The sequence below is a fragment of the Streptomyces sp. NBC_01296 genome (genome assembly GCF_035984415.1).
Classification (GTDB): domain Bacteria; phylum Actinomycetota; class Actinomycetes; order Streptomycetales; family Streptomycetaceae; genus Streptomyces.
This window is the reverse complement of record NZ_CP130720.1, coordinates 2,987,422-3,012,916: the sequence shown is the minus strand read 5'-3', so window position 1 is coordinate 3,012,916 and position 25,495 is coordinate 2,987,422. Positions and strand designations below refer to the sequence as shown.

The 25,495-nt window shown below is 71.4% G+C and carries 28 protein-coding genes, 1 pseudogene and 2 riboswitches; of the genes and pseudogenes, 11 read left to right on the top strand and 18 right to left on the bottom strand.

Going from position 1 to position 25,495, the window contains the following annotated elements:
* Positions 1-61: 61 nt before the first annotated feature.
* Positions 62-532, top strand: coding sequence for an FAD synthase family protein (locus OG299_RS13330; RefSeq protein ID WP_266625279.1), 471 nt, complete (start codon positions 62-64; stop codon positions 530-532).
* An 81-nt stretch (positions 533-613) separates the two neighbouring features.
* Here OG299_RS13330 and OG299_RS13325 read toward each other — a convergent pair whose 3' ends face one another.
* Both OG299_RS13325 and OG299_RS13320 read right to left on the bottom strand, forming a co-directional pair.
* Positions 614-1,336 carry a CDP-alcohol phosphatidyltransferase family protein gene (locus OG299_RS13325; RefSeq protein WP_266625278.1) on the bottom strand — a complete coding sequence of 241 codons (723 nt, stop codon included), beginning with the start codon at positions 1,334-1,336 and terminating at the stop codon, positions 614-616.
* Between the two features lie 61 nt (positions 1,337-1,397).
* Positions 1,398-2,597 (bottom strand): MFS transporter, encoded by a 1,200-nt coding sequence (locus OG299_RS13320; RefSeq protein ID WP_266625276.1) that lies wholly within the window; start codon positions 2,595-2,597, stop codon positions 1,398-1,400.
* Positions 2,598-2,670: 73 nt separating this feature from the next.
* Between OG299_RS13320 and OG299_RS13315 the strand changes: the two genes are divergently transcribed.
* Positions 2,671-3,183: a MarR family winged helix-turn-helix transcriptional regulator gene (locus OG299_RS13315; RefSeq protein ID WP_266625274.1), complete on the top strand. Its 513-nt coding sequence runs from the start codon at positions 2,671-2,673 to the stop codon at positions 3,181-3,183.
* A 60-nt stretch (positions 3,184-3,243) separates the two neighbouring features.
* Here OG299_RS13315 and glgX read toward each other — a convergent pair whose 3' ends face one another.
* Positions 3,244-5,610, bottom strand: a complete 2,367-nt coding sequence (glgX, locus tag OG299_RS13310; RefSeq protein ID WP_327361597.1) for a glycogen debranching protein GlgX — start codon at positions 5,608-5,610, stop codon at positions 3,244-3,246.
* Between the two features lie 183 nt (positions 5,611-5,793).
* Between glgX and OG299_RS13305 the strand changes: the two genes are divergently transcribed.
* The 6 genes from OG299_RS13305 (at position 5,794) to OG299_RS13280 (ending at position 12,404) form a co-directional block, all read left to right on the top strand.
* A complete protein-coding gene (locus tag OG299_RS13305; RefSeq protein ID WP_327364511.1) occupies positions 5,794-7,014 on the top strand; it encodes a L,D-transpeptidase in 1,221 nt (406 codons plus the stop codon).
* A 141-nt stretch (positions 7,015-7,155) separates the two neighbouring features.
* Entirely contained in the window at positions 7,156-8,400 is a 1,245-nt protein-coding gene (locus OG299_RS13300) for a L,D-transpeptidase (RefSeq protein WP_389869408.1), read from the top strand.
* A gap of 85 nt (positions 8,401-8,485) precedes the next feature.
* A complete protein-coding gene (locus tag OG299_RS13295; RefSeq protein ID WP_266625268.1) occupies positions 8,486-9,253 on the top strand; it encodes an enoyl-CoA hydratase/isomerase family protein in 768 nt (255 codons plus the stop codon).
* Between the two features lie 227 nt (positions 9,254-9,480).
* Positions 9,481-9,984: an ATP-binding protein gene (locus tag OG299_RS13290; protein WP_327361596.1), complete on the top strand. Its 504-nt coding sequence runs from the start codon at positions 9,481-9,483 to the stop codon at positions 9,982-9,984.
* A 414-nt stretch (positions 9,985-10,398) separates the two neighbouring features.
* Positions 10,399-11,217, top strand: coding sequence for a polysaccharide deacetylase family protein (locus OG299_RS13285; protein WP_327361595.1), 819 nt, complete (start codon positions 10,399-10,401; stop codon positions 11,215-11,217).
* Positions 11,214-12,404 carry a YncE family protein gene (locus OG299_RS13280; RefSeq protein ID WP_327361594.1) on the top strand — a complete coding sequence of 397 codons (1,191 nt, stop codon included), beginning with the start codon at positions 11,214-11,216 and terminating at the stop codon, positions 12,402-12,404. The genes OG299_RS13285 and OG299_RS13280 overlap by 4 nt, the downstream gene beginning before the upstream one ends.
* 100 nt (positions 12,405-12,504) lie before the next feature.
* Here the strand turns inward: OG299_RS13280 and OG299_RS13275 are convergent, their stop codons facing one another.
* Positions 12,505-12,921 (bottom strand): cytochrome P450, encoded by a 417-nt coding sequence (locus OG299_RS13275; protein WP_327361593.1) that lies wholly within the window; start codon positions 12,919-12,921, stop codon positions 12,505-12,507.
* A gap of 71 nt (positions 12,922-12,992) precedes the next feature.
* Positions 12,993-13,525: pseudogene (locus tag OG299_RS13270) on the bottom strand (tRNA-dependent cyclodipeptide synthase); the annotation flags it as partial.
* A 255-nt stretch (positions 13,526-13,780) separates the two neighbouring features.
* On the opposite strand from OG299_RS13270, the gene OG299_RS13265 reads away from it, so the two are divergent.
* A complete protein-coding gene (locus OG299_RS13265; protein WP_266625258.1) occupies positions 13,781-13,993 on the top strand; it encodes an EF-hand domain-containing protein in 213 nt (70 codons plus the stop codon).
* Positions 13,994-14,068: 75 nt separating this feature from the next.
* Here OG299_RS13265 and OG299_RS13260 read toward each other — a convergent pair whose 3' ends face one another.
* Genes OG299_RS13260 through OG299_RS13235 form a run of 6 tightly spaced genes read right to left on the bottom strand, consistent with a single transcriptional unit; the run spans position 14,069 to position 17,428 of the window.
* On the bottom strand, positions 14,069-14,629 hold the full coding sequence (locus OG299_RS13260; RefSeq protein ID WP_327361592.1) for a PadR family transcriptional regulator: 561 nt from the start codon (positions 14,627-14,629) through the stop codon (positions 14,069-14,071).
* A gap of 9 nt (positions 14,630-14,638) precedes the next feature.
* A complete protein-coding gene (locus OG299_RS13255) occupies positions 14,639-14,761 on the bottom strand; it encodes a hypothetical protein (RefSeq protein ID WP_327361591.1) in 123 nt (40 codons plus the stop codon).
* A gap of 11 nt (positions 14,762-14,772) precedes the next feature.
* A complete protein-coding gene (locus tag OG299_RS13250; RefSeq protein ID WP_327361590.1) occupies positions 14,773-15,594 on the bottom strand; it encodes an energy-coupling factor ABC transporter ATP-binding protein in 822 nt (273 codons plus the stop codon).
* Entirely contained in the window at positions 15,591-16,340 is a 750-nt protein-coding gene (cbiQ, locus tag OG299_RS13245; protein WP_266625252.1) for a cobalt ECF transporter T component CbiQ, read from the bottom strand. The genes OG299_RS13250 and cbiQ overlap by 4 nt, the downstream gene beginning before the upstream one ends.
* Positions 16,341-16,343: 3 nt before the next feature.
* Positions 16,344-16,730, bottom strand: coding sequence for an energy-coupling factor ABC transporter substrate-binding protein (locus OG299_RS13240; RefSeq protein WP_266625250.1), 387 nt, complete (start codon positions 16,728-16,730; stop codon positions 16,344-16,346).
* Positions 16,731-16,735: 5 nt separating this feature from the next.
* On the bottom strand, positions 16,736-17,428 hold the full coding sequence (locus OG299_RS13235) for an energy-coupling factor ABC transporter permease (protein WP_266625248.1): 693 nt from the start codon (positions 17,426-17,428) through the stop codon (positions 16,736-16,738).
* Between the two features lie 29 nt (positions 17,429-17,457).
* Positions 17,458-17,652, bottom strand: a riboswitch (cobalamin riboswitch).
* 83 nt (positions 17,653-17,735) lie between these two features.
* Between OG299_RS13235 and OG299_RS13230 the strand changes: the two genes are divergently transcribed.
* A complete protein-coding gene (locus OG299_RS13230) occupies positions 17,736-18,449 on the top strand; it encodes a flavodoxin family protein (RefSeq protein WP_266625246.1) in 714 nt (237 codons plus the stop codon).
* Positions 18,450-18,459: 10 nt separating this feature from the next.
* Here the strand turns inward: OG299_RS13230 and OG299_RS13225 are convergent, their stop codons facing one another.
* From OG299_RS13225 to gcvT, 7 genes are all read right to left on the bottom strand, one after another.
* Positions 18,460-18,960, bottom strand: coding sequence for an AMIN-like domain-containing (lipo)protein (locus OG299_RS13225; protein ID WP_327361589.1), 501 nt, complete (start codon positions 18,958-18,960; stop codon positions 18,460-18,462).
* 115 nt (positions 18,961-19,075) lie between these two features.
* Positions 19,076-19,492: an SsgA family sporulation/cell division regulator gene (locus OG299_RS13220; RefSeq protein WP_266625242.1), complete on the bottom strand. Its 417-nt coding sequence runs from the start codon at positions 19,490-19,492 to the stop codon at positions 19,076-19,078.
* Between the two features lie 52 nt (positions 19,493-19,544).
* A complete protein-coding gene (locus tag OG299_RS13215; protein WP_266633818.1) occupies positions 19,545-19,748 on the bottom strand; it encodes a hypothetical protein in 204 nt (67 codons plus the stop codon).
* Positions 19,749-19,842: 94 nt separating this feature from the next.
* Positions 19,843-21,225, bottom strand: coding sequence for an L-serine ammonia-lyase (locus tag OG299_RS13210; protein WP_266625240.1), 1,383 nt, complete (start codon positions 21,223-21,225; stop codon positions 19,843-19,845).
* A gap of 219 nt (positions 21,226-21,444) precedes the next feature.
* Entirely contained in the window at positions 21,445-22,701 is a 1,257-nt protein-coding gene (glyA, locus tag OG299_RS13205; protein WP_266625238.1) for a serine hydroxymethyltransferase, read from the bottom strand.
* A gap of 17 nt (positions 22,702-22,718) precedes the next feature.
* On the bottom strand, positions 22,719-23,102 hold the full coding sequence (gene gcvH / locus OG299_RS13200) for a glycine cleavage system protein GcvH (RefSeq protein ID WP_266625236.1): 384 nt from the start codon (positions 23,100-23,102) through the stop codon (positions 22,719-22,721).
* A 110-nt stretch (positions 23,103-23,212) separates the two neighbouring features.
* Positions 23,213-24,328 carry a glycine cleavage system aminomethyltransferase GcvT gene (gene gcvT, locus OG299_RS13195; protein WP_327361588.1) on the bottom strand — a complete coding sequence of 372 codons (1,116 nt, stop codon included), beginning with the start codon at positions 24,326-24,328 and terminating at the stop codon, positions 23,213-23,215.
* A gap of 184 nt (positions 24,329-24,512) precedes the next feature.
* Positions 24,513-24,616: riboswitch (glycine riboswitch) on the bottom strand.
* Positions 24,617-24,810: 194 nt separating this feature from the next.
* Here gcvT and OG299_RS13190 point away from each other — a divergent pair.
* On the top strand, positions 24,811-25,482 hold the full coding sequence (locus OG299_RS13190; RefSeq protein ID WP_266633205.1) for an AAA family ATPase: 672 nt from the start codon (positions 24,811-24,813) through the stop codon (positions 25,480-25,482).
* Positions 25,483-25,495: the final 13 nt, after the last annotated feature.

The following is a 25,495-nucleotide window of genomic DNA, read 5'->3' as shown; positions in this document are numbered from 1 at the left end:
CTGCTAATCCGCCACACCGGGGGGTGTGGCCGCTGGGGGGTAACACATGACGGAGCACGACATGTCCGAACTTGGCGCACCTGCGCACAGACCGTACCGAGTCGGGTATGCCCCGGGCGCTTACGATCTGTTCCACATCGGACATCTCAATATCCTTCGGCACGCCCGGAGTCAGTGCGACTACCTGGTCGCCGGGGTGGTCTCCGACGAGATGGCGGAACTGGCCAAGGGGCGGCGCCCGATGATCCCGCTCGTCGAACGCCTCGAAATCGTGCGCAGCGTGAAGTATGTGGACGCCGCGTTCGTCGAAACGGTCCCCGACAAGGTGGAGACCTGGAAGCAGGTCCGCTTCGACGTGATCTTCAAGGGCGACGACTGGCGGGGCACCCCCAAGGGCGACAAGCTGGAGAAGGACTTCGCGGCCGTCGGCGTCGACGTCGTCTACTTCCCCTACACGGTGCACACCTCCAGCACCCAGCTGCGCCGGGCGCTGGACGCACTGTCGGAACCGCTCAGCGCCGAGCGCCGCTGAGCGGGTCCGGAGCCCGAGCGGTCCGGAGCCCGAGCGGTCCGGAGCCCGAGCGGTCCGGAGCCCGAGCGGGTCCGGAAGCGCTCAGCGCGGTACGGCGCTGAGCTCCCGGAACCACTTCGCGAGGAACGCCAGCAGGAACAGCGCGGCGACCGCGCCGAGCCCCGCGTACGCCCAGCGGAACAGCCCCCCGCCCCCGAGCACCAGGAACACCAGGCAGAACACCCCGTAGTCCACGGGCAGCAGCGCCACCGCGCGCACGGTCGAGGGTGCGGCGGCGGGGCTCCCCGGCGCCGGCTTGGGCTTGAGCTTCTCGGTCAGCAGCCCGCCGAAGAAGGTGACGACCGAGGCGAACTGGAAGCCCAGCGGCACCAGCAGCCAGCCGTCCCCGCCCGTCCCGTACGCCTCCGGGAAGCGGTAGAACGCGATCAGCACGCAGGTGTGCAGGGCCGTCAGCTTGGCGCAGTCCACGACGTGGTCGAGCCATTCGCCCGCGGCGCTGCCGCCCCCGCGCAGCCGGGCCAGCTGCCCGTCGGCGGAGTCGAACGCGAAGCCGACGGCGAGCGCGGCCCATACGGCGATGCCCAGCCCCCACGTGGGCGCGGCGAGCGCGACGGCGGCCACGGCGGCGAAGCTGAAGGCGGCGCTGACCAGCGTCACCTGGTTCGGGGTCAGCCCGAGCGCGTACGACACGGCGGCCAGGTACCGCCCGGCGGGCCGGTTGACGAACCGCGAATAGAGCGACACCCCCTTTGCCGACTTCTGCGCCCCGCGCAGCTCCCGCAGCGCGGTCCCGAACTTCGCCATGCGTACCCCTGATTTCCTGCGGCGGCACACGTGTACGGGTGCACGTGTGTACGAGGGCACATCATCGCAGGGCGAGTGAGGGCTCCCGCTCCGGTTCCCTGCGGACGTCCGGGAGCAGGAGTACGGACAGATTCGCCGCGGCGCTCAGGGCGGCCGCCACCAGCAGCGGCGCCGCGGTCCCGGTGACCCCCGCCAGCGGCGCCGCCACCGCCAGCCCCAGCGGCCGGGCGGCGAAGGAGATCAGGGTGTCGAAGGAGCCGACCCGGCCCAGCGTCTCCAGCGGGATCCGGCGCTGCATCTCCGTCTCCCACAGGGGACTCAGCACGCCCAGGCCGAACATCGCGACGAAGAAGGCCGTCGCCGTCACCGCCACGGGCAGCCGCAGCGCCAGGGCCGTGAGCGGCAGGGCCTGCGCCGAGGCTCCGACGGCCACCCCGTACAGCGGCCGCCGTACGGGCAGCCGGCCGGCGGCCCAGACCCCGACGAGCATGCCGACGGTGCCCACCTGGGCGATGACCACCCAGGTCGCCGCGCCGCCCAGGCTCTGTACGGCGATCAGGGGTCCCAGGGTGAGCAGCAGGCCGGCCGCGAGGTGCCAGACGCCGTGGGCGAGCACATTGGCCAGGAACCAGGGGTGGCGCCGGGTCTCCGACCAGCCGGCCCGCAGTTCGGCGGTGAACCCGGCGCGGGTGCGCACGAGCGGCGCCGGGGCGGTCCGCAGCCCGCCGAGGGTGAGCGCGGAGGCGGCGAACAGCGCGCCGGTCAGCAGGGAGGACCAGCCGGCCCCGAGGGCCAGCATCATCGTGCCCGCGGCGGCGGGCCCCGCCATCTGGGCGAGCCCGGTCGCCACCCCCAGCCGGGAGTTGACCCGCAGCCGGCCCTCGGCGGGGGCGACCGCGGCGACGAGCGTGCGGGCCGAGGGGTTGCCGAAGGCGACGCCGGCGCCGGTGACCGCCGCCAGGGCCGCGAGCTCGGGGATCCGCACCGGGCCGGTCAGCAGCAGCACCCCGGTCGCGCCCTGCGCGGCGGAGCGCACCAGGTCGGCGGCGAGGACGACCCGCCGGGCGGGGAAGCGGTCGGCGGCCACGCCCGCGACGGGCAGCAGGAGCAGCATCGGGAGCAGTTCGCTCGCGAGGACGATGCCGAGGTCCCCGGCGGAACCGGTGCGCACGACGGCCAGGGTGAGGGTGGTGGGGATCAGGGCGCTGGCGAAGGCCGCGAAGGTGCGCCCGGCGAGGAGCCGCCAGATCGACGAGGTCATGACAGCAGATAATATTTCGCCAGCGAATGATTCGTCAACGAACCATCGAGTGCGGGGTGCGATACTTCCGACCATGGACACGGAGTACGCCGAGGATTCGGTCGACCGGCACATCGCCCGCTGGAGCGGCAAGGTCCCCTTCGACGTGCCCACCGAGGCGGTCATCACGCGGATCCAGCTCCTGGCCAAGCACGTGAAGTACGGCAAGGAGCGGGCCCTGGCCGAGACCGGACTGCAGGAGTTCGAGTTCGAGACCATGCACCGGCTCGCCTCCCGCGGCACGCCCTGGCGGGCCCCCTCCGCCGAACTCGCCGCCGAACTGCTGCTCTCCCCGGCCGGGATGACCGGCCGCCTCGACACCCTGGAGAAGTCCGGGCTGGTCCGCCGGGTCCGCGCCTCCGGGGACCGCCGCCGGGTCGACGTGGAGCTGACCGACGACGGCCACCGGCGCTGGACCGAGGCCATGCGCTGGCGCGGGATCGCCGAGGCCGAGATGGTCGACCCCCTCGACGACGGGGAGCGGGCCGCGCTCTCCGCCCTCCTCAAGCGGATGCTGCGGCACGTCGAGGAGAAGCAGGAGAAGTAGCCGGGCCCGCGCCAGCCGGCCCACCGCCACCCTCGGCCCGCCACCCCCGCCCCAGGGCCCTCAGCCCACCACCCGCAGCAGCAGTACCGACCGGGCCGGCACCGTCAGCGTCTCCCCGCCCCGGAACCGGGTCCCGGGAGGCGCCGCCTGGTCCTCCCGTGAGGTGTCCAGCACCAGTTCGTACCCCGCCGCCCACGGCGCGCCCGGCAGCGCCCACGCCACCGGCCGGTCCCCGGCGTGCAGCAGCGCCAGGAAGCTGTCGTCGCTCACCTGCCGCCCCCGCTCGTCGCGCCCCGGGATGTCCCGCCCCGACAGGTACATCCCGAGCGAGGCAGCCGGCGCGTACCAGTCCCGCTCGGTCATCTCCGCGCCCGCCGGGGTGAACCAGGCCAGGTCCCGCAGCCCGTCCGCGCCCTGCGGCCGCCCCGAGAAGAACGCCCGCCGGCGCAGCACCGGATGCTCCTGGCGCAGCGCCACCAGCCGCGCGGCCAGCGCGCACAGCTCCCGCCAGGCCGGGTCCTCCAGCAGCGACCAGTCCACCCATCCCGTCTCGTTGTCCTGGCAGTACGCGTTGTTGTTGCCGCCCTGCGTACGCCCGAACTCGTCGCCCGCGACCAGCATCGGCACCCCGGTGGACAGCAGCAGCGTGGTCAGCAGGTTGCGCAGCTGCCGCCGCCGCAGCACGTCGATCCGGGCATCGTCCGACTCTCCCTCCGCCCCGCAGTTCCACGAGCGGTTGTCGTTGGTCCCGTCGCGGCCCGCCTCCCCGTTGGCCTCGTTGTGCTTGCGCTCGTACGACACCAGGTCGCGCAGGGTGAAACCGTCGTGCGCCGTCACGAAGTTCACCGAGGCGTACGGCCGCCGCCCGCCCCACGCGTACAGGTCGCTGGAGCCCGACAGCCGGTACCCGAGATCCCGCACGTCGGGCAGCGCGCCCCGCCAGAAGTCCCGTACGGCATCCCGGTACCGGTCGTTCCACTCCGTCCACAGCGGCGGGAACGCCCCGACCTGGTAGCCGCCCGAGCCCACGTCCCACGGCTCGGCGATCAGCTTGACCCGCCGCAGCACCGGGTCCTGGGCGATGACCGCGAGGAACGGCGAGAGCATGTCCACGTCGTGCATCGAGCGGGCCAGCGCCGCCGCCAGGTCGAAGCGGAAGCCGTCCACCCCCATCTCCGTGACCCAGTAGCGCAGGGAGTCCGTGATGAGGCGCAGCACGTGCGGCCGCCCGGCGTGCAGGGTGTTCCCGCAGCCCGTGTAGTCGGCGTACCGGCGCTGGTCGGACTGGAGCCGGTAGTAGCCCCGGTTGTCGATGCCGCGCAGCGAGAGCGTCGGGCCGAGCTCGCCCGCCTCCGCCGTGTGGTTGTAGACCACGTCGAGGATGACCTCGATCCCGGCCGCGTGCAGGGCCTTCACCATCCGCTTGAACTCGCCGACCTGCTGCCCGGCCGTACCGGACGAGGAGTAGCCGGCGTGCGGGGCGAAGTAGCCGATCGAGTTGTAGCCCCAGTGGTTGCGCAGGCCCCGGCGCAGCAGGTGGTCCTCGTGCGCGAACTGGTGCACCGGCAGCAGTTCGACCGCCGTCACCCCGAGCCGGGTCAGGTGCTCGACCGCCGCCGGATGGGCGAGGCCCGCGTACGTGCCGCGCAGTTCCTCGGGAACACCCGGATGGCGCATCGTGAACCCGCGCACGTGCAGTTCGTAGATCACCGAATCGGCCCACGGCGTCTTCGGCCGGACGTCGTCCGCCCAGTCGTCGTCATCGTGGACCACGACCCCCTTGGGGACGTGCGGCGCCGAGTCGCGGTCGTCGCGCACGGTGTCCGCGATGTACTGCTGCGGCCAGTCGCGGACGTGCCCGTACACCTCCGGCGGCAGCACGAAGTCTCCGTCGACGGCCCGCGCGTACGGGTCCAGCAGCAGCTTCGCCGGATTGAACCGGGCTCCCGTCCACGGGTCCCAGCGGCCGTGCACCCGGAACCCGTACCGCTGCCCGGGGCGCACGCCGGGCACGAAGCCGTGCCAGATCTCGTGCGTCAGCTCGGTCAGGGCACAGCGGGTCTCTGCGCCCTCCGCGTCGAAGAGGCACAGCTCCACCGCCTCCGCGCCCTGGGCCCACAGCGCGAAGTTCGTGCCCGCCGTCCCGTCCGGGCCGGTACGGAAACGTGCCCCGAGCGGGTGCGAGGACCCCGGCCACACCGGTGGCCCCGGGCGCGTGACGGCCCGTAAGGCCGGCTCGAGGTCCCGTGCCACGGCCCCGTTCACCCGGCCGTTGACGTGCGGGACGGGCGGCGCGGCCCCGCCGCCGCGCACCGCGTCCACGGCCTCCACCGAATCCACGGCCTCCACGGCCTCCACCGAATCCAACGACTCCACTGACTCCATGGCGGCGGCATCCACCGCCTCGTACTCGGCTGCGCTCGACACTGCCCGCCTCCACGGCTCCTGGGTACCGGCGGGGGTAGGGGAGAGTGCGGCCCCGGCGTCCCGGCCTGGGCCCGCCCCCGTCTGGTCCTTCCCACTGTTCTGCCCGGAGAGATCTGCCCGGAACGTGGCCCGCGCTCACGTTTCCCCCGGAGGGGCCCGGTCGTTGGAGGGATCGTGACACTTCTGACGAGGCGGGCAGGGGCGGGCTTGGCCGCCGTGGCGGCATGGGCGGCGCTGCTGGGCGGCCTGGCCGGATGCACCGCGAGCGGCGGTTCCCCGGTCGAGATCCAGCTTCCCGGCAAACCCCGGTCGCCCGACGAGGCCATCCGGATCACCCCCGAGGACAACGCCAAGGGGGTACGGGCCGAAGGCCCGCTGACGGTCAGAGTGCCCGAGGGCCGCCTCGAGCGGGTCGTGGTCACCAAGGTCGAGGACGCCCAGGAGGAGCGGGTCCCCGGCTCCATCGCCCCCGACGGCCTCAGCTGGAGCCCCGACCCCGCGGGCGGCAAGCTCGCGCTCGCCGCCAAGTACACCGTGGACGCCGTCGCCCTCGACGGGCACGACCGCCGCCAGGCCCGGCACACCACCTTCACCACCTACGTCCCCGAGGAGCGGTTCATCGGCTACTTCAAGCCCGAGAACCGCTCCACCGTCGGCACCGGCATGATCGTCTCCTTCAACTTCAACCGCTCGATCGAGAACCGCGCCGACGTCGAGCGGGCCATCACCATCACCTCCAAGCCCCCGGTGGAGGTCGCAGGCCACTGGTTCGGCGACGAGCGCCTCGACTTCCGGCCCAAGCAGTACTGGAAGCCCGGGACCGAGGTCACCGTCACGATGAACCTGCGGGACGTGCAGGGCGCGCCCGGCTCGTACGGCATCCAGGACAAGGCCGTCACCTTCACCGTCGGCCGCTCCCAGGTCTCCACCGTGGACGCGGAGGCGCACACGATGGAGGTCCGCCGCGACGGGAAGCTGGTCTCCACCCTCCCGATCAGCGCCGGAGCGCCCAAGAACACCACCTACAACGGGAAGATGGTGGTGCTGGAGATGTTCGACGTGACCCGGATGAACGGCCAGACCGTCGGCTTCGGCGGCGAGTACGACATCCCCGACGTCCCGCACGCCATGCGGCTCACCACCTCCGGGACCTTCCTGCACGGGAACTACTGGGCCAGCCCCGACACCTTCGGCGCCACCAACACCAGCCACGGCTGCGTGGGGCTGCGCGACGACCGGGGCGGCGGTTCGGACACCCCGGCCGGCTGGTTCTTCGACCGGACCCTGGTCGGGGACGTGGTGGAGGTCGTCAACTCGCAGGACAAGACGGTGGCCCCGAACAACGGGCTGGGCGGCTGGAACATGGACTGGGCGCACTGGGTCGCGGGCTCCGCACTCGGCTGAGGCGCCTCGGACCGGCGGCTCCGCCCGACGCGCCGGTCCTTCCCCACTCTTGGGACGGAACGGTGACAAGACCGTTTCTCTTCGTGATCCCCCCGTGTGATTTCCTGTCGACAAGCGCGCGACTGTCCGCGCGCGGGGGACATGGGGAGAAGAAGAGTGAACGTGCAGCCGATACGCGGCCGCGCCCGCCGCACCGGCCTGCCGGCCCTCCTGCTCGGAGCGGCACTGCTGCTCACGAGCGCGTGCGGCGGAGGCGGCAACACCGGCGGCGGAGGCGGCGGCAATGCTGGGGGCGGCGGGGGCGGCAAGACCGGTACCGAGGCTTCCAAGGCCGTTGTCAGCGTCAAGCCGGACGACGGCGCCAAGGAGGTCGCCACCAGCGGCATCCTGAAGATAACCAGCACCGGCGGCAAGCTGACCACTGTGACCGTCGCCGACACCAAGGGCAACGCCGTCGACGGCAAGCTCGCCGAGGACGGCGCGAGCTGGGAGCCCGCCCGCAACCTGGCCGCCGCCACCGAGTACAAGGTGCACGCCGTCGCCAAGGACGAGGCCGGCCGGGAGTCCGCCAAGGACACCACGTTCACCACCCTGACCCCGACCAACACGTTCGTCGGCCACTACACGCCCGAGGACGGCGAGACCGTCGGCGTGGGCATGCCGGTGTCGTTCAACTTCACCCGCGGCATCACCAACACCGAGGCCGTCGAGAAGGCCATCACGGTGACGGCCGAGCCGTCCGTTCCGGTCGAGGGCCACTGGTTCGGCAACGACCGCCTCGACTTCCGCCCCGAGAAGTACTGGGCCGCGGGCACCAAGGTCACCGTGAAGATCGCCCTGGACGGGGTCGAGGGCCGTCCCGGCGTCTACGGCAAGCAGACCCGTACGGTCACCTTCACCATCGGCCGCTCGCAGGTCTCCACGGTCGACGCGAGCGAGCACACGATGCAGGTCGTCCGCGACGGCCAGGTGCTCAAGAACCTCCCGATCACCGCGGGCGGCCCGTCGACGACCACGTACAACGGGCAGATGGTCATCAGCGAGAAGTACAAGGTGACCCGGATGAACGGCGCGACCGTCGGCTTCGGCGGTGAGTACGACATCTCGGACGTCCCGCACGCGATGCGCCTGTCGAACTCGGGCACCTTCGTCCACGGCAACTACTGGGCCTCCTCGGGCACGTTCGGCTCCGAGAACGTCAGCCACGGCTGCGTGGGCCTCAAGGACGTCCGCGGTGCGGGCGACGGCAACCAGCCCGCCGCGTGGTTCTTCGACGAGTCGCTGATCGGTGACGTCGTCGTCGTGAAGAACTCCAAGGACAAGCAGATCGCCCCGGACAACGGCCTCAACGGCTGGAACATGGACTGGGCGGAGTGGATCAAGTAGTCCCCTCCCGTACGTAGTCGAGTGGCCCGGTGCTGTGACCCACAGCACCGGGCCATTCCCCGTTAACCGCCGCTAACCTTCGCGTATGACCCTCTCTCTCGAAGTCTCCGAAGGCGTCGGCACCCTCCGCCTGGACCGGCCGCCCATGAACGCCCTGGACATCGCCACCCAGGACCGGCTGCGCGAGCTCGCGGTGGAGGCCACCGACCGGGCCGATGTCCGCGCGGTGATCATCTACGGCGGCGAGAAGGTGTTCGCGGCCGGCGCGGACATCAAGGAGATGCAGACGATGGACCACGCGGCGATGGTCGCCCGGTCCCGCGCGCTCCAGGACGCCTTCACGGCCGTGGCGCGGATCCCCAAGCCCGTCGTCGCCGCCGTCACCGGCTACGCCCTGGGCGGCGGCTGCGAGCTCGCACTGTGCGCCGACTACCGGATCGCCGCCGACAACGCGAAGCTCGGCCAGCCCGAGATCCTGCTGGGCCTGATCCCCGGGGCCGGCGGCACCCAGCGGCTGTCCCGGCTGATCGGCCCCTCCAAGGCCAAGGACCTGATCTTCACCGGCCGCATGGTCAAGGCCGAAGAGGCGCTCACGCTCGGGCTCGTGGACCGGGTCGTGCCCGCCGCCGAGGTGTACGAGCAGGCGCACGCCTGGGCCGCCAAGCTCGCCCAGGGCCCGGCGATCGCGCTGCGCGCCGCCAAGGAGTGCGTGGACGCGGGTCTGGAGGCGGACATCGATACCGGCCTGACCATCGAACGCAACTGGTTCGCGGGCCTGTTCGCCACCGAGGACCGCGAGCGCGGCATGCGCAGCTTCGTCGAGGAGGGCCCCGGCAAGGCGAAGTTCCTCTAGTCCTCCCTGGGGGTGGATTAGCCAGGCCTTAAAGCAACCTTAAGGAGCTGTGGAGATCCACTCGGGGTGCACGTCCGGGAGCGGTGTGTCACCGCAGATCAGGGTGGTTTCGCAGGCTTCCGATTGCCCAACGCATATGACGGGACGCCCCTTGGAATCGACCATTCCGGGGGGTGTTTTCCTGCGGAACGGCCCGGACGGGCGTATCGGCCGTCCATGATGGGTTCATGGCGGGCCTGGAGGGTGTGGAACAGCCGCGGCAGCGCAGCAGCGCTTCCGCCGTACGGCTGACGGCGGCTCTTGAGGACGAACAGGGTCTCAAGGCGCTGGAGTTGTACGGGAATCCGGCCGAGGTGGAAGTGACGCTCCCGTCCATGCCCGAGTCGGCGAGCACGGCCCGACGGCTCACCCAGTACGTGGTGATCCGCTTCTGGGGCTTCTCCCCGCAGGTGTCCGAACACACCGTCCTGCTCGTCTCGGAGCTCGTCGGCAACGCGGTCCGCCACACCGGCGCCCGCTCCTTCGGCTTACGGATGCTGCGGCGGCGCGGCTGGATCCGGGTCGAGGTGCGCGACCCCTCGCGCGGGCTGCCCTGCCTGATGCCGGTCCACGAGCTGGACACCACCGGCCGGGGGCTCTTCCTCGTCGACAAGCTTTCCGACCGCTGGGGTGCCGACCTGCTGCCGCGCGGCAAGATCACCTGGTTCGAGATGCGGGTGGCCGACCGCTGACTCCGGCGCCCCTGTGCCCTTGGTCGCCATCGGCCCCTGAAATGCCTGAAGCCCCCGGTCGCCGTGGTGGGGCGTCGTGGGGGCTTCATGGGTCCGCCGAGGATCGAAGGGGGTGTGATCCTCGGCGTGGCGACTTCGCTCGGGTCAATGGGGAAGCCGTGATTCCGACTATGGCAGACGGGCGACCAAACGCCAAAAGTCCCAACTTGGACATAAGTGTGCAAATACTAAGAGTTTCCAGCTAAATCCTAGGTGAGGTCGACCACTCACCTCGCATTCGATGAATAACTATCCACCGTTGTGTGTGATTCGTTGATCGCATACCGGACACTCCCTCGTCTGGGTGCACTCCGGCGAAAGTCTCGAAATGGGTCAATCGTTATCTTCGGGGTCATCCACCACTTAAATGGGCGGGTGCTCTGCTACCCGGACCGCCGATCCGCCCTCCGCGCCGGCGCGGCGGCCGCCGCCGGCGCCCTCACCGCCGCCTGCGGCGCCGGCGGCCCGGCCTCCTCCGCGCGCCCGGCCCCCTCCGCGCCCCCGGCCACCGCCCCGGCCACCGCCCCGGCCACCGGGCCGGCCGCCCGGGTCGGCCAGGCGGCCGCGCCCGCCCCGCGCAGGATCCCCGGACAGCCCGACGAGATCGGGCACGGTCCGCGCGACCGCCCCCGGGTCGCCCTCACCTTCCACGGCAACGGGGACCCCGCCATCGCCCGGGCCGTACTGGCCGAGGCCGAAAGAGCGGGCGCGCGGGTCACCGTACTGGCGATCGGCAGCTGGCTCGACGCCCACCCGGACATGGCCCGCCGGGTCCTGGACGGCGGCCACGAGCTCGGCAACCACACCCAGCGCCACCTCGCGATCAACGAGATGCCCGAGGCGGAGGCCTACGCCGAGATCACCGGCTGCGCCCAGCGGCTCAAGCGGCTCACCGGCTCCATCGGCACCTGGTTCCGGCCCTCCCAGACCCAGTACGCCACCCCGCTCGTCACGAAGCTGGCCCGGCGGGCGGGCTACCCGCACGTCCTCTCGTACGACGTGGACTCCCTCGACTTCACCTCGCCCGGCGCCGCGGCCGTCATCCGCAACGTCACCGGGACGATCCAAGGCGGATCGGTGGTGAGCCTGCACTTCGGCTACGCGGACACGGTCGACGCGATGCCGCCCCTCCTCGAACAACTCGCGCGCCGCAAACTGCGCGCGGTGACCACCACGGAGCTGCTGACCTCATGACGACCACCCGCCTTCCCCGGAAGGCCACCGTGCTGCTGGCCGGTCTGGTCCTCGCCGCCCTGGCCGGCTGCGGATCGGCCGACAAGGAGCCCACCGAGGCGCTCGGCTCCGCGGCCCCGGCCCGGCAGCCCGTCAAGGCCGTCCCGGCCGTGCCGAAGGGCCTGGCCGGGATGCCGCCGCTCCTCGACCCGAACGACGTGTACGCCGCCGACCGGCCGAACAACCTCGCCCCGGAGGTCAGGGACTTCCCCTCCCGCGTCTACGTGCCGAACACCACGTCCAACACGGTGTCCGTCATCGACCCGAAGACGTACAAGGTCATCGACACCATCCCGGTCGGCGTCCAGCCCCAGCACGTGGTCCCGTCCTGGGACATGAAGACCCTGTGGGTCAACAACAACCGCGGCCACACGCTCACGCCGATCAACCCGGCCACGGGCGCGGCCGGCGAGCCCGTGGAGGTGCACGACCCGTACAACCTGTACTTCACGCCGAACGGCAAGTACGCGGTCGTGATGGCCTCCATGGACCGCGAGCTGGTCTTCCGCGATCCGCACACGATGAACCGGGTGAAGACCGTCCCGGTGACCTGCTTCGGCGTCAATCACGCGGACTTCTCCGCCGACGGCCGCTACTTCATCGTGAGCTGCGAGTTCTCCGGCGAGCTCCTCAAGGTCGACACCGAGAAGATGGAGGTCATCGCCCAGCAGAAGCTGCCCTTCGAGGGCGCGATGCCGCAGGACGTGAAGGTCTCCCCGGACGGGAAGACCTTCTACGTCGCGGACATGATGGCGCACGGCATGTGGGTGTTCAGCGGCGACAAGTTCGACATCCCCAAGCTGCTGCCCACCGGCAAGGGCACCCACGGCCTGTATGTCAGCCGCGACTCCAAGGAGATGTACATCTCCAACCGCGGCGAGGGCAGCATCTCCGTCTTCGACTTCAAGCAGAACAAGCTCACCAAGAAGTGGGAGCTGCCCAACGGCGGCAGCCCCGACATGGGCGGCGTCTCCGCCGACGGCAAGGTGCTGTGGCTGTCGGGCCGCTACAACTCCGAGGTCTACGCGATCGACACGACGACCGGCGAGCAGCTCGCCAAGATCCCGGTGGGCGGCGGCCCGCACGGCCTGGCCGTCTACCCGCAGCCCGGGCGCTACTCGCTCGGCCACACCGGCATCTTCCGCTAGACCACCGGGGGCGCGGGCCGTACAGGGCGTTGGCGTACGGGACACGGCGACACGGCGGCGCCCCGGGAGCTCGCACGGCTCCCGGGACACCCCCGTACCGTCACCAGGCGACGGGAAGCCGCTCCGGCAGCCGCTTGATGAAGCCCGTACGCCACACCAGGTTTTCGGCGGGCACCGCGAGCCGCAGGCCGGGCAGCCGTTCCACCAGCACTCCGAGCGCGATCTCGGCGTGCGTCCGGCCCAGCGCGGAGGCCGGGCAGAAGTGCCGGCCGGCGCCGAACGCGAGGTGGGCGTTCGGGCTCTCGCGCTCCAGGTCCGGCTCGCCCGGGTTCTCGAAGGCCTCCGGGTCGAAGTGGGCCCCCTCCAGCAGGACGAGGACGAGCTCACCCTCCCGGACGAGAACGTCGCCGACCCGGATGTCCGCCGTGGCGATGCGCGGCAGGCCGTCACCGACCGACAGGTTCCAGCGCAGCAGCTCCTCGACGGCCCGGCCCATGCGCTCGGGGTGCTCCCGCAAGGAGCCGATGCGACCGCGTACGCCTGGTTGCGGGTCGCCCGCAGGCCCCCGCCGCGGGCGAAGAGGGCATCCGTGAGCGGCATCTTGACGTGGTAGGCCGCCACGGAGGACGGCACGTCGAGAATGCTCGGGGTGTCCACGAAGAACGGCAGCTCGGCCGCCATGTAGTCGAAACAGACCTGCAACTGGCCGGCCGTGATGGATTCACCCTCCGGCAACTTGGAGCCGACAAAATTCAAGGCCGTCTCCTCGCAGCCCTTGCGGAATTCTTCGTCGGTCTGAAGTAAATGCAGGACGCGGCGGTGCAGGAGTTGGTAGACGGGGTTCGGCTGGAACTCTGAAAGTGCTCTCACGCGGATTTCTGCATGGGGATGCCCTGACTCCGCCACGCCCTTGAGAATGCGCCGCCGCACCGCCTTGATCTCTCTCGCGGCACGCTTCACCGGGTCACGGCCCATCCGGCGAGACTGCCGATGCGCTCTGCGCTGAAGTAGCTGTTTCCGGGGCTGACCCCTATGAGCACATGGTCGCCGTCTTCCCAGATATGGCGGCAGGTGCGGGTGAAGGGCAGAACTTCGAATGATGCGTCGACTGTGATCGTCATCTGTGTGATCGCCCTTGTTGCCGCTTGTCCCTGGGAGCCCTGAGCTCCTGGTGTGGCGGCAATGCCGGTACGTTATGCCGTGACCCCGGAACGTGACAAGCCCGGGTTGGATTTCTCGGGTGGAATTATTGATTCCACATCGCCGAGGGGTAATTGAATTTATATCTGCCGCCCGAACGGGACCCGCGGGAGGGGCGGTGCCCGGCTGCCGCTACCCTGGGCCGGTCAACAAGCACCTAGAAGGGGTGGATCCCAGTGGCTGACATCGAGAGCGCGCGGGCGACGTTCGGCAAGTTCGACGCGGACGGTGACGGCTTCGTCACGGCCGACGAGTACAGCGCGGCCATGAAGGCGATGGGTGACGCGTACGTGACCGGCGCCGTCGCGGACGCCGTGATCGCGGCCAAGGACACCAACGGCGACGGCCTGCTGAGCTTCGACGAGTTCTGGGCCTCCCTGAACAAGTAAGCCCTGCACCGCCCCCGCCACGCCCTTCTGCCGGGCGGGCGGGGGCATCGCGCTGCCCTGGCGGGTTTCCCGGGGTCAGGAGACGGTTCCGCCGGACGGCGGCGCCATGTCCTCGACCTCGCCCAGGGCCTCCTCCAGCCAGCGCAGCCAGAACGTCTCCAGGCCGATGCCGCCGTGCAGCACCAGCCGGCGCAGCCGGTCCTCGTCACCGTCCCGCTCCGGCGGGAAGTCCTTCTCCTCGATCGCCTCGTAGACGGCCAGCTGCCGCCGGTGCAGATCGAGATGGCGCCGCAGCTCCCCGGCCAGCCCGTGCGGGCCCACCACGGCGGCCGCCCGGATCCGCAGCAGCAGCGGATCCCGGATGGCCTTCGGGTCCTGGCTCTCGCCGACCCACCGTGCGAGCTCCGCGCTCCCGCCGGCCAGCACCTCGTACTGCTTCTTCTGCCCCCGTACGGGCACCTCGCTGGGCAGCGCCCGGATCAGCCCGGCCTCCTCCAGCCGGCCGAGCTCGCGGTAGATCTGCTGGTGCGTCGCGGACCAGAAGTACCCGATCGACCTGTCGAACCGCCGGGTCAGCTCCAGCCCCGACGAGGGCTTCTCCAGCAGGGCGGTCAGGATGGCGTGGGGCAGCGACATGCGGCCATCCTAGGGATGCGGGAGGTAGAGGACCGCGACCCCGTTCCCGACGGCGACCGCGAGACGACTCCCGTCGGGGCTGATGGCCGGTCGCGCGTGGAACAGGTCGCCCAGCGCGACGGGGACCGACAAGGCGCCCGCCCCTAGCCCCAAGTGGCCAGGGCCTCCGGGGTTTTGGGGCCGGGGGTGTGCGGGGGGAGGAGGCCGTGGGCGCGGAGGAGGGACGTCACCGCCGGGGACCAGGCCTGGCGCAGGCCCGCCGAGGCCAGGAGCTCCGGGTCCGACAGGAGGGCCTGCGCCGGGCCGACGCGGATGCCCGACGGGGTCAGCACCGCCGCGTCGTCGGCCCAGCGGACCGCCAGGTCGACATCGTGCGTGGCCATGACCACCGTGGTGCCGGCCGCGCGCAGGCCCGCCAGGACGTCCAGCAGCCGCTCCTGACCGTCCGGGTCCAGGCCCGCCGTCGGCTCGTCCAGGATCAGCACCCGCGGAGCCATCGCCACCGCGCCGGCTATCGCCGCGCGCTTGCGCTGCCCGAACGAGAGCAGGTGCGTCGGGCGGTCCCGCAGCGCCGTGATGTCCAGCGCGGCGAGCGCCGAGTCCACCCGGGCCCGGACCTCGTCCGCCGGCAGCCCCAGGTTCATCGGGCCGAAGGAGACGTCCTGCTCCACCGAGGCCGCGAACAGCTGGTCGTCCGGGTCCTGGACCACCAGCTGCACCGAGGTGCGCAGCCGGACCAGCCCCGCCCGGTCGTACGAGACCGCCGTCCCGTCGAGGCGCAGCGCCCCCGACCCGGGCCGCAGGCCCCCGCTCAGCAGCCGCATCAGCGTGGTCTTGCCGCTGCCGTTGCGGCCCAGCAGGACCAGCGCCCGGCCCTCCGCGATGGCGAAGTCCACGTCGGACAGGACCGCGGGGCCGTCCTCGTACGCGTAGCCCGCTCCGGCCAGTTCCACCAACGGGTTCACAGGTAGAGCCCCTTCAGGGTGAGAGTCAGGGTGATCAGGGCCGCCAGCAGGGCCCCCGACGCCGCCAGGAACCGCCACGACAGGGCCGCCTCGGGTACGAGGACCCGCAGGGCGCCGTCGTAGCCGCGCCCGGCCAGGCCCACCTGGAGCCGCGCCGCGCGGTCGAAGGCCCGTACGAACGAGGTCGCGGCGAGCCCGGCCAGCGAACGCCACACCGCGGCCCGGCCCGACTGCCCCAGGCGGGCCGCCTGGGCGCGCCGGACCTGGGCCATCGAGTCCAGCAGCAGGAAGCCGATGCGGTACATGACCAGGGCCACGTCCACCACCGGCGCCGGTACCCCGGCCCGGACCAGCCGGGGCAGGACGTCCGAGACGGGCGTCGTGAAGGCGAACAGCAGCACCCCGAGGGAGGCCGCCGAGGTCCGCAGCAGCAGCTCCGCGGCATGCCGGGGGCCGTCGGGCGCGAGCGAGACGAGCCCGGCCGGGCCGCCGACGGCGACCAGCAGCGGCAGCGCGCCGGTGACGCAGAAGCCCAGCGGGATCCGGAAGGCCCGCCACAGCCGGCGCCCGGCCACACCGGCCGGGCCGAGCAGCACGGCCAGCGTCGCCGCGGCGACCAGCGGTCCGCCGGGCCAGGGCGGCAGGCACACGGCGGTGATCGTCAGTCCCAGCCCCAGCAGGGCCTTCTCGAGCGGATGGCGGCCGCGCCAGCGGCTGCTGTGCGCGGCCACGTCGATCGGCAGCACCGCCTACGACCTCGTGGCGGCAGTGTCCGACGCAGCGCCCGCGGCGTCCGGCGAAGGCGCGTCCGACGAAGGCGCCGCCGCCGCGGCTGCCGCGGCCGCGCCCTGCCGGCGGCCCTTGCGGACGCCGAAGTAGTACGCGAGCACGCCCGCGCCCAGCGCCGCCTGGAGGGCGAACAGCGCCGACTCCACCTCCCCGGAGGGGGGTTCGTACAGCGGCGAGAACCACGGCTCGTAGTCCGGCTTCAGCTCGGTGATGGCCGTCTCCGCCTGCGCGTCGGCGCCCGTGAACGGCTCCTCCTTGCCCTCGCCCATCCCGAGCGCGATCGGCAGTACGGCGAGCGCCGCCACCAGGAGCAGCAGCAGGCCGTTGATCTTCGTGTTCCGGCTCATGCCCATCAGACCGCCGCCTTCTGCTCGCCGCCACCGGTCAGCTTCGCGACGCCCAGCCGGACCAGGTCCGACTTGCTCGACTGCATCAGCAGCCGCATCACGAGCACCGTCAGCAGGCCTTCGCTCACCGCGAGCGGGATCTGGGTGACCGCGAAGATGCCCCCGAACTTCGCCAGCGCGCCCGGGAACCCGCTGCCCGGGTCCGGGAAGGCCAGCGCCAGCTGCACGGAGGTCACGCAGTAGGTGACCAGGTCGGCGAAGAAGGCGCCGAAGAAGACGGTCACCATCAGCGGGGCGCCGAAGCGCTTCAGCAGCAGGTAGACCCCGTAGCCCGCCCAGGGCCCGGCGATGGCCATCGAGAAGACGTTCGCGCCGAGGGTGGTCAGTCCGCCGTGCGCCAGCAGCAGCGCCTGGAACAGCAGGGTGATCGTGCCGAGCACCGCCATGATCGGCGGCCGGAACAGGATCGCGCCCAGCCCGGTCCCGGTGGGGTGCGAACAACTGCCCGTCACCGAGGGGATCTTCAGCGCGGACAGGACGAACGTGAACGCTCCGGACGCCCCGAGCAGCAGTGTGCTCTCCGGGTTGGCCTTCACCTCGCGGGTGAGGGCGCGGGCACCGTGGACGACGAAGGGAGCGGACGCGGCGCCCCAGGCGACCGCGTGCAAAGGGGGCAGAAACCCCTCGGCTATATGCATGAGTGGGGAGACCTCTCCAGCACCTCGTGGATGGACAACGCGCCCCGGCCGGTCTCCTGGCTCACGGGTGCTGATGCCCTGACTCCGCCTTCCCGGGCGATGCGGATCCCCCCGCGCCGCCCAGTGGCTTCCCGAAAGAGTGGAGCCGGACTTCCCGTTCACAGTGGCGAGGGCCGCACCGGTTTCCCACCGGTTTCCCGTACACCAAGGCCCGATGACCCTAGTCGGACGGACGGACCGGTACCAACCCGGCCCGAACGGGTGCGGTCCGCTGGCGGCCCCGGCCGACTCCGCGCAGGCTGGCGGCGTGGCTGCCGAATACGACTACTCCGACCTGACCGCGCTCTACGTCAACTGCACGCTCAAGCGCTCGCCCGAGACCAGCAACACCGAGGGCCTGATCGACCGGAGCCGCGCCGTCATGGAGGCGGCGGGCGCCCGGACCTCGCTGATCCGCGCCGTCGACCACGACATCGCCACCGGTGTCTGGCCCGACATGACCGAACACGGCTGGGAAACCGACCAATGGCCCGTCCTGTACAGCCAGATCATGGACGCCGACATCCTCGTGCTGTGCGGCCCGATCTGGCTCGGTGACAACAGCTCCGTCATGAAGCAGGTCATCGAGCGGCTCTACGCCTGCTCCTCGATCCTGAACGCGCAGGGCCAGTACGCCTATTACGGCCGGGTCGGCGGCGCGCTCGTCACCGGCAACGAGGACGGCGTGAAGCACTGCGCCATGAACATCCTCTACAGCCTCCAGCACCTCGGCTACGCCGTCCCGCCGCAGGCCGACGCGGGCTGGATCGGCGAGGCCGGTCCCGGGCCCTCGTACCTCGACCCCGGTTCGGGCGGCCCCGAGAACGACTTCACCAACCGGAACACGACCTTCATGTCGTGGAACCTCATGCACCTGGCCGCCCTGCTGAAGCGCGCGGGCGGCATCCCGGCGCACGGCAACCAGCGCTCGGAGTGGGACGCCGGCTGCCGCTTCGACTTCCCGAACCCCGAGCACCGGTAGTCCCCCTCCTTCACCGGCACACGTTGCGGTGCGCGACGTCCAGCACGAACCGCTCGGGCCCGTGCAGGGTGAACGAGGTGAAGGACGGCTTGCTGCCGAAGGCGGCGCCGAAGGTGACGTACCCCTCGAAGTCGCCGGTCATGGCGAGGCCCTTGAGCTCGGGCAGGTAGATCTTGACGAGCTTCGGCCCGTGGTACGTGCTGTCGCCCGCGCGGTTGTGCGCGGCGGCGGGATGCAGGCGGATCTGCAGGAAGTACTTCCCGGCCAGCGGGACGGGCTTGCCGGATCCGTCCTGGACCAGCTTCGCCGCGCGGGTGACGGCGACCCCGGGGACGTGTCCCCGCAGGTCGATGACGATGCGGTCGTACGTGCAGTGCCCGCCCCAGCGGGCATTGACGACGAGCGGCGTGGGCCGGACGACGGCCGAGGCCGGAGCGGCGAGGGTGATCCCGGCGGTGAGCAGCGCACCTGTGGCAAGGGCCACGAGCTGCCGGCGGCGGAGGTGGTTCATGGCGTCCCCCTGATTCTTCGGAGGCGGGGACCGGTGTCACTGCTGAGGACACTCCCGGCAGGCTCATGGTTGCACCCAAACCACCCGAAACAGAAAGAATCGGGACAAACAGCCCCTAGCGGGGAAGAAGGCTGCTCAGCTCGGCGTCGAGGTCGTAGTGCCGCTGCTCCTCACCCCGCGGCACCAGGGCGACCAGCCGCCGGCACAGCGCGCGCACGTCCTTCGCCCGGGCGGACACCACGCAGCTCCGCTCGCCGTTGGTGAAGGCGAGGAAGACGCGCGGCTCCCTGCCCTGCCAGTGCGGCCACACCTGGACGTCCCCCTCGCCCGTCGCGCAGGTCTCCCCGTCGAGCAGCAGGTCCCGGGAGAACACCCAGTGCGCCACGTGGATCCCGGCGCCCCGGAAGTCGAGGGCCAGCTCGTAGGGCCGCTCGCAGCGGTACGTGAAGGCCCCGAGCAGCGGCAGGGGCGCGGGCGAGGCCTCCAGCCGGAGCGGGAGGACCTGGTGCTCGATACCGTCCGTGCCGTCCATGCGCTCCACCTCTCTGTCGGCTCACGGGGGAAAATCCGCCCTCTCGGGCAAGCTAGCCCACCTCCGGGCCGCCCCCGTGGGCCGAAGGTCCCGACCCGGAGGGCCGCTGGACCCGTCTTGTCACAGGAACGTGCGGCGGCCCGCCGAGGATCTCGGCGACGGCGGCGTTGGACGAGACGCCCGCACCCGCCCCGTTGTCGGCCTGCGCGGCCCCCGCGAAGAGCGCGACGGCGAAGGGGAGCGCGACTCCCCGCAAACCTCAGATCACCTGCGATTTCCGCCTGCCGTGACGGCAACGCGGAGGGGCCCGGCGCGTTGCGCCGGGCCCCTCGCTCGTCATGCCTGCCGGATCAGCACTCGATGACGTTGACCGCCAGACCGCCGCGGGCGGTCTCCTTGTACTTGACCTTCATGTCGGCGCCCGTCTCCTTCATGGTCTTGATGACCTTGTCGAGGGAGACCTTGTGGGTGCCGTCGCCGCGCATCGCCATCTTCGCCGCCGTGACCGCCTTGACCGCCGCCATGCCGTTGCGCTCGATGCACGGGATCTGGACGAGGCCGCCGACCGGGTCGCAGGTCAGGCCCAGGTTGTGCTCCATGCCGATCTCGGCCGCGTTCTCCACCTGCTCCGGGGAGCCGCCCAGGACCTCGGCGAGGGCGCCGGCCGCCATCGAGCAGGCCGAGCCGACCTCGCCCTGGCAGCCGACCTCGGCGCCGGAGATCGAGGCGTTCTCCTTGAAGAGCAGGCCTATCGCACCGGCCGCCAGCAGGAAGCGGACCACGCCCTCCTCGTCGGCGCCGGGCACGAAGTTCATGTAGTAGTGCAGGACCGCCGGGATGATGCCCGCGGCGCCGTTCGTCGGAGCGGTGACCACCCGGCCGCCCGCGGCGTTCTCCTCGTTCACGGCCATCGCGTAGAGGGTGATCCACTCCATCGACAGCGCCAGCGGGTCACCCTCGGAGCGGAGCTTGCGGGCGGTGTTCGCCGCGCGGCGCCGGACCTTCAGGCCGCCGGGCAGGATGCCCTCGCGCGACATGCCGCGCGAGACGCACGCCTGCATGACGCGCCAGATCTCGAGCAGGCCCTCGCGGATCTCCTCCTCCGTGCGCCAGGCCTTCTCGTTCTCCAGCATCATCGCGGAGATCGACAGGCCGCTCTCCCGGGCCATCCGCAGCATTTCGTCGCCGCTGCGGAAGGGGTACTTCAGCACGGTGTCGTCGAGCTTGATCCGGTCCTCGCCGACCGCGTCCTCGTCCACCACGAAGCCGCCGCCGACCGAGTAGTACGTCTTCTCCAGCAGCGGGGCGCCCGAGGCGTCGTACGCGAAGAGCGTCATGCCGTTCGCGTGGTACGGCAGGGAACGGCGGCGGTGCAGGATCAGCTGGCTCGGCTCGTCGAAGGCGATCTCGTGCGCGCTCCCTATCTCGGTGCCGAGCAGGCGCAGGCGGCCGCTCCGGCGGATGCGCTCCACCTCGTCGTCGGCGCTCTCCACGTTCACCGAGCGGGGGGAGTGGCCCTCCAGGCCCAGCAGCACGGCCTTGGGCGTGCCGTGGCCGTGGCCGGTCGCGCCGAGGGAGCCGTACAGCTCGGCCCGGACCGCTGCGGTCTGGGCGAGCACACCGTCCTTCTTCAGCCGGGTCACGAACATGCGGGCGGCCCGCATCGGACCGACCGTGTGGGAGGAGGAGGGGCCGATGCCGATGGAGAAGAGATCGAAGACGGAGATGGCCACGGTGGCGGACTCCCTTGTCTGCTCGTGGGTGGAGGGGCAGGCGGGGTGGATCGTACGAGGGGGGATTGTTCGGATTTTGTCCGACAGTCGAGCTTAACGTGGCGAGGTGAACGTTTCGTCTGCCCGAGATGGTGGCTGGACGGCGCTCGGGTATGGCTCGTGTCACACAGGAAGGGCCCGGCCCTGTGTGACACAAGGCCGGGCCCCCCGAGCCGATGCCTAGAGCGTCGGGTACAGCGGGAACTTCGCCGCGAGCGCGGAGACGCGCGCCTTGAGGGCCTCGCTGTCGTAGGCCGGCTTCAGCGCCTGCGCGATGATCTCGGCGACCTCGGTGAAGGCCTCGGCGTCGAAGCCGCGGGTGGCGAGGGCCGGCGTACCGATCCGCAGACCCGAGGTGACCATCGGCGGCCGCGGGTCGTTCGGGATGGCGTTGCGGTTGACCGTGATGCCGACCTCGTGGAGGCGGTCCTCGGCCTGCTGCCCGTCCAGCTCGGAGTTGCGCAGGTCGACCAGGACCAGGTGCACGTCGGTGCCGCCGGTGAGGACGTCCACGCCCACGGCCTTGACGTCGTCCTGGACCAGGCGGGCGGCGAGGATCTTCGCGCCCTCGAGGGTGCGCTCCTGGCGCTCCTTGAACTCGGGCGAGGCCGCGACCTTGAAGGAGACCGCCTTGGCCGCGATCACGTGCTCCAGCGGGCCGCCCTGCTGACCCGGGAAGACCGCGGAGTTGATCTTCTTGGCCAGCTCCTGCGTCGACAGGATGACACCGCCGCGCGGACCGCCGAGGGTCTTGTGCGTGGTGGTGGTGACGACGTGGGCGTGCGGCACCGGGTTCGGGTGCAGGCCCGCGGCCACCAGGCCGGCGAAGTGCGCCATGTCGACCATCAGGTACGCGCCGACCTCGTCCGCGATGCGGCGGAAGGCGGCGAAGTCCAGCTGGCGCGGGTAGGCGGACCAGCCGGCGACGATCAGCTGCGGCTTGGACTCCTTGGCGAGGCGCTCGACCTCGGCCATGTCGACCTCGCCGGTCTCGTCGACGTGGTACGGGACCACGTTGTAGAGCTTGCCGGAGAAGTTGATCTTCATGCCGTGGGTCAGGTGACCGCCGTGGGCCAGGCTCAGGCCCATGATCGTGTCGCCCGGCTTCAGCAGCGCGAACATCGCGGCGGCGTTCGCCTGCGCACCGGAGTGCGGCTGGACGTTCGCGGCCTCGGCGCCGAACAGCGCCTTGATGCGGTCGATCGCGATCTGCTCGACCACGTCGACGTGCTCGCAGCCGCCGTAGTAGCGGCGGCCGGGGTAGCCCTCGGCGTACTTGTTGGTCAGGACCGAGCCCTGGGCCTCCATGACGGCGACCGGAGCGAAGTTCTCCGACGCGATCATTTCCAGGGTGGACTGCTGGCGTGCGAGCTCGGCGTCGACGGCGGCGGCGACGTCCGGGTCGAGCTCGTGGAGGGGGGTGTTCAGTACGGACATCAGGATCCCCTGGGGTCTCAGTTGTCGGAGTGGGTGAGCGCGGCGTACTCGTCGGCCGAGAGCACGTCCTTCGGCTCCTCCGAGAGACGCACCTTGAACAGCCAGCCACCCGCGAACGGGGCCGTGTTGACGAGCGCCGGGTCGTCCACGACGTCCTGGTTGGCCTCGACGACCTCACCGGAGACGGGGGAGTACAGGTCGCTGACCGACTTGGTCGACTCCAGCTCGCCACAGGTCTCGCCCTCGGTGACGGTCTCGCCGACCGCGGGGAGCTGGGCGTAGACGACGTCACCGAGCGCGTTGGCCGCGAACTCCGTGATGCCGACCGTCGCGACGCCGTCCACGGCGTCCGACAGCCACTCGTGCTCCTTGGTGTAACGCAGCTGCTGGGGGTTGCTCATGACCTGATTCTCCTGGATGCGGGGGAGTGGATACGAACAGTGGTCTTGCGTACTGAGACGGCTGAGACGGCCGGTACGGCGCCGGTGTGGCGGGGTACGGCGTATCGGCGTTACTTCTGCCGCTTGTAGAACGGCAGCGCCACGACCTCGTACGGCTCATGGGTACCGCGAATGTCGATGCCGACGCCGGAGGTGCCGGGCGCGGCGTGCGCCGCGTCCACGTACGCCATCGCGATCGGCTTGCCCAGCGTCGGGGAGGGGGCGCCCGAGGTGACCTCGCCGATGACCTGCCCGTCGGCGACCACGGGGAAGCCGGCGCGCGGGACGCGGCGGCCCTCGGCGATCAGGCCGACCAGCTTGCGCGGCGGGTTCGAGGCGGCGCGCTCGGCGGCGGCCTCCAGGGCGGCGCGGCCCACGAACTCGCCCTCCTTCTCGAACTTCACGACCCGGCCCAGCCCCGCGTCGAACGGGGTCAGGGAAGTGGTCAGCTCGTGCCCGTACAGCGGCATCCCCGCCTCCAGGCGCAGGGTGTCGCGGCAGGACAGGCCCGCCGGGACCAGGCCGACGCCCTCGCCGGCCTTGGTCAGCGCCTGCCACAGCTCGACGGCGTGCTCGGGAGCGACGAACAGCTCGAAGCCGTCCTCGCCCGTGTAGCCCGTACGCGCGATCAGCGCGGGCACGCCCGCGACCGTGCCCAGCAGGCCGGCGTAGTACTTCAGGCCGTCCAGGTCGGCGTCGGTGAGGGAGGCGAGGATGCCGGGGGACTCCGGGCCCTGCACGGCGATCAGCGCGTACGCGTCGCGGTCGTCGCGGACCTCGGTGTCGAAGCCGGCGGCGCGCTCGGTCAGGGCGTCGAGGACGACCTGGGCGTTGGAGGCGTTCGCGACGACCATGTACTCGGTCTCGCCCAGGCGGTAGACGATCAGGTCGTCGACGATCCCGCCGTCCTCCTGGCAGATGTGCGTGTAGCGGGCGCGGCCGACGCCGACGGTGGAGATGTTGCCGACCAGCGCGTAGTCCAGGGCCTTGACGGCCTCGGGGCCGGTCAGCGTGATCTCGCCCATGTGGGACAGGTCGAAGAGACCGGCCTTGGTGCGGACGGCGTTGTGCTCGTCGCGCTCACTGGCGTACCGCAGGGGCATGTCCCAGCCCGCGAAATCGGTCATGGTCGCACCGAGCGATCGGTGCAGCGCATCGAGGGCGGTCAGGCGGGGGGCAGTGCTCATGGGTGTGGCTCCCGGGTCCCAGGGCATGACATGACGAGGACGATCCTCCCCATCTGTCATCGGAACCTGAGAGGTTCGCCGAGAGTTCCCGGTCGGACCCGGGGAACGTCGACTTGCACCTTGGGTGGAGCGCACGCGGATGCCGTCGTGAGGGACGGCGGCGCGGCTCGCTTTTCAGATCTGCCTCATCCACGCGGTACGGGGCCTGAGAGATTCAAGGGAGGAACTTGCTCCTTCGGCGCCCGGGCTCGGCCTCGCGGCCGGCCGGGACTCTCCCGCGCGGATTCAAGCGGCCGGTATGCAGTTGGTCCAGATGGCGCACATCATTGCACGCCGTCCGGGTGATCGGGCGGTCGGGCCCGAAAGAACGTACGGACCGGTGAGGCGGCCGGGAAGCGGAGGCCGGAACCGGGCACGGCCGGATTACCGTCTCTTTACACTCAGTGGGCATGAGGGGCCCTGCGGGTCCGAGGGGGAAGGCGATCACTGTGCGGAGATTCGGAGTGCTGGCGGCGAGCGGGACGGGAGCCGTGGACGGAGTGCCGGCGGCGCGGCGGGCGCGCTCCCTCGGCGGTCCCGTGCGCGACCTGCGCGGCCGGGGGCCGCACGGACCGCAGTGGCTCGGCTTCGCCGAAGGGGACATCGTCGTGGTGTCCGGCCTGCCGGGCGGCGGCAAGAGCACGCTGATCAAGCGGGCCGCGGAGGGCGGCGGCATCGACTCCCAGGACGTGCGCGAGCGCTGGGAGCGGCGGATGCCGCGGGCGCTGCCGTACGCGGTGTACCGGCCGCTCGTCCGCTGCGCACACTACTGGGGGCTGTGGCGGACGCTGCGCTCCGGGGCCTCGGCGGTGGTCCACGACTGCGGGACGCAGAGCTGGGTGCGGAGCCTGCTGGCCGCGGCCGCGCGGCGGCGGGGCCGGGGGCTGCACCTGCTGCTGCTGGACACCACCCCCGAAGAGGCCCTGTCCGGGCAGGCGGCGCGGGGGCGCGGGGTGTCGGCGTACGCCTTCGCCCGCCATCGCGGCGCGGTGACCCGCCTGCTGCGCGAAGCGGAATCGGGCCGCCTCCCCGCGGGCTGCACGTCGGCGGTCCTCCTGGACCGCAGCTCGGCCGCCCGCGTGACCCGCATAGCGTTCCGGCGGGACTCCGCCTAGGCCGTCCCTTCCG

What these genes read in the sequence shown, in the direction of transcription:
- OG299_RS13320 (WP_266625276.1), bottom strand. Translation starts at nt 2,597, where the DNA reads ATGACCTCGTCGATCTGGCGGCTCCTCGCCGGGCGCACCTTCGCGGCC.
- OG299_RS13295 (WP_266625268.1), top strand. Translation starts at nt 8,486, where the DNA reads ATGACCCTCTCTCTCGAAGTCTCCGAAGGCGTCGGCACCCTCCGCCTG.
- OG299_RS13225 (WP_327361589.1), bottom strand. Translation starts at nt 18,960, where the DNA reads ATGAACCACCTCCGCCGCCGGCAGCTCGTGGCCCTTGCCACAGGTGCG.
- OG299_RS13235 (WP_266625248.1), bottom strand. Translation starts at nt 17,428, where the DNA reads ATGCATATAGCCGAGGGGTTTCTGCCCCCTTTGCACGCGGTCGCCTGG.
- OG299_RS13315 (WP_266625274.1), top strand. Translation starts at nt 2,671, where the DNA reads ATGGACACGGAGTACGCCGAGGATTCGGTCGACCGGCACATCGCCCGC.
- gcvH (WP_266625236.1), bottom strand. Translation starts at nt 23,102, where the DNA reads ATGAGCAACCCCCAGCAGCTGCGTTACACCAAGGAGCACGAGTGGCTG.
- glyA (WP_266625238.1), bottom strand. Translation starts at nt 22,701, where the DNA reads ATGTCCGTACTGAACACCCCCCTCCACGAGCTCGACCCGGACGTCGCC.
- OG299_RS13290 (WP_327361596.1), top strand. Translation starts at nt 9,481, where the DNA reads ATGGCGGGCCTGGAGGGTGTGGAACAGCCGCGGCAGCGCAGCAGCGCT.
- OG299_RS13330 (WP_266625279.1), top strand. Translation starts at nt 62, where the DNA reads ATGTCCGAACTTGGCGCACCTGCGCACAGACCGTACCGAGTCGGGTAT.
- gcvT (WP_327361588.1), bottom strand. Translation starts at nt 24,328, where the DNA reads ATGAGCACTGCCCCCCGCCTGACCGCCCTCGATGCGCTGCACCGATCG.
- OG299_RS13280 (WP_327361594.1), top strand. Translation starts at nt 11,214, where the DNA reads ATGACGACCACCCGCCTTCCCCGGAAGGCCACCGTGCTGCTGGCCGGT.
- OG299_RS13260 (WP_327361592.1), bottom strand. Translation starts at nt 14,629, where the DNA reads ATGTCGCTGCCCCACGCCATCCTGACCGCCCTGCTGGAGAAGCCCTCG.
- OG299_RS13325 (WP_266625278.1), bottom strand. Translation starts at nt 1,336, where the DNA reads ATGGCGAAGTTCGGGACCGCGCTGCGGGAGCTGCGCGGGGCGCAGAAG.
- OG299_RS13240 (WP_266625250.1), bottom strand. Translation starts at nt 16,730, where the DNA reads ATGAGCCGGAACACGAAGATCAACGGCCTGCTGCTGCTCCTGGTGGCG.
- OG299_RS13300 (WP_389869408.1), top strand. Translation starts at nt 7,156, where the DNA reads ATGGGGAGAAGAAGAGTGAACGTGCAGCCGATACGCGGCCGCGCCCGC.
- OG299_RS13220 (WP_266625242.1), bottom strand. Translation starts at nt 19,492, where the DNA reads ATGGACGGCACGGACGGTATCGAGCACCAGGTCCTCCCGCTCCGGCTG.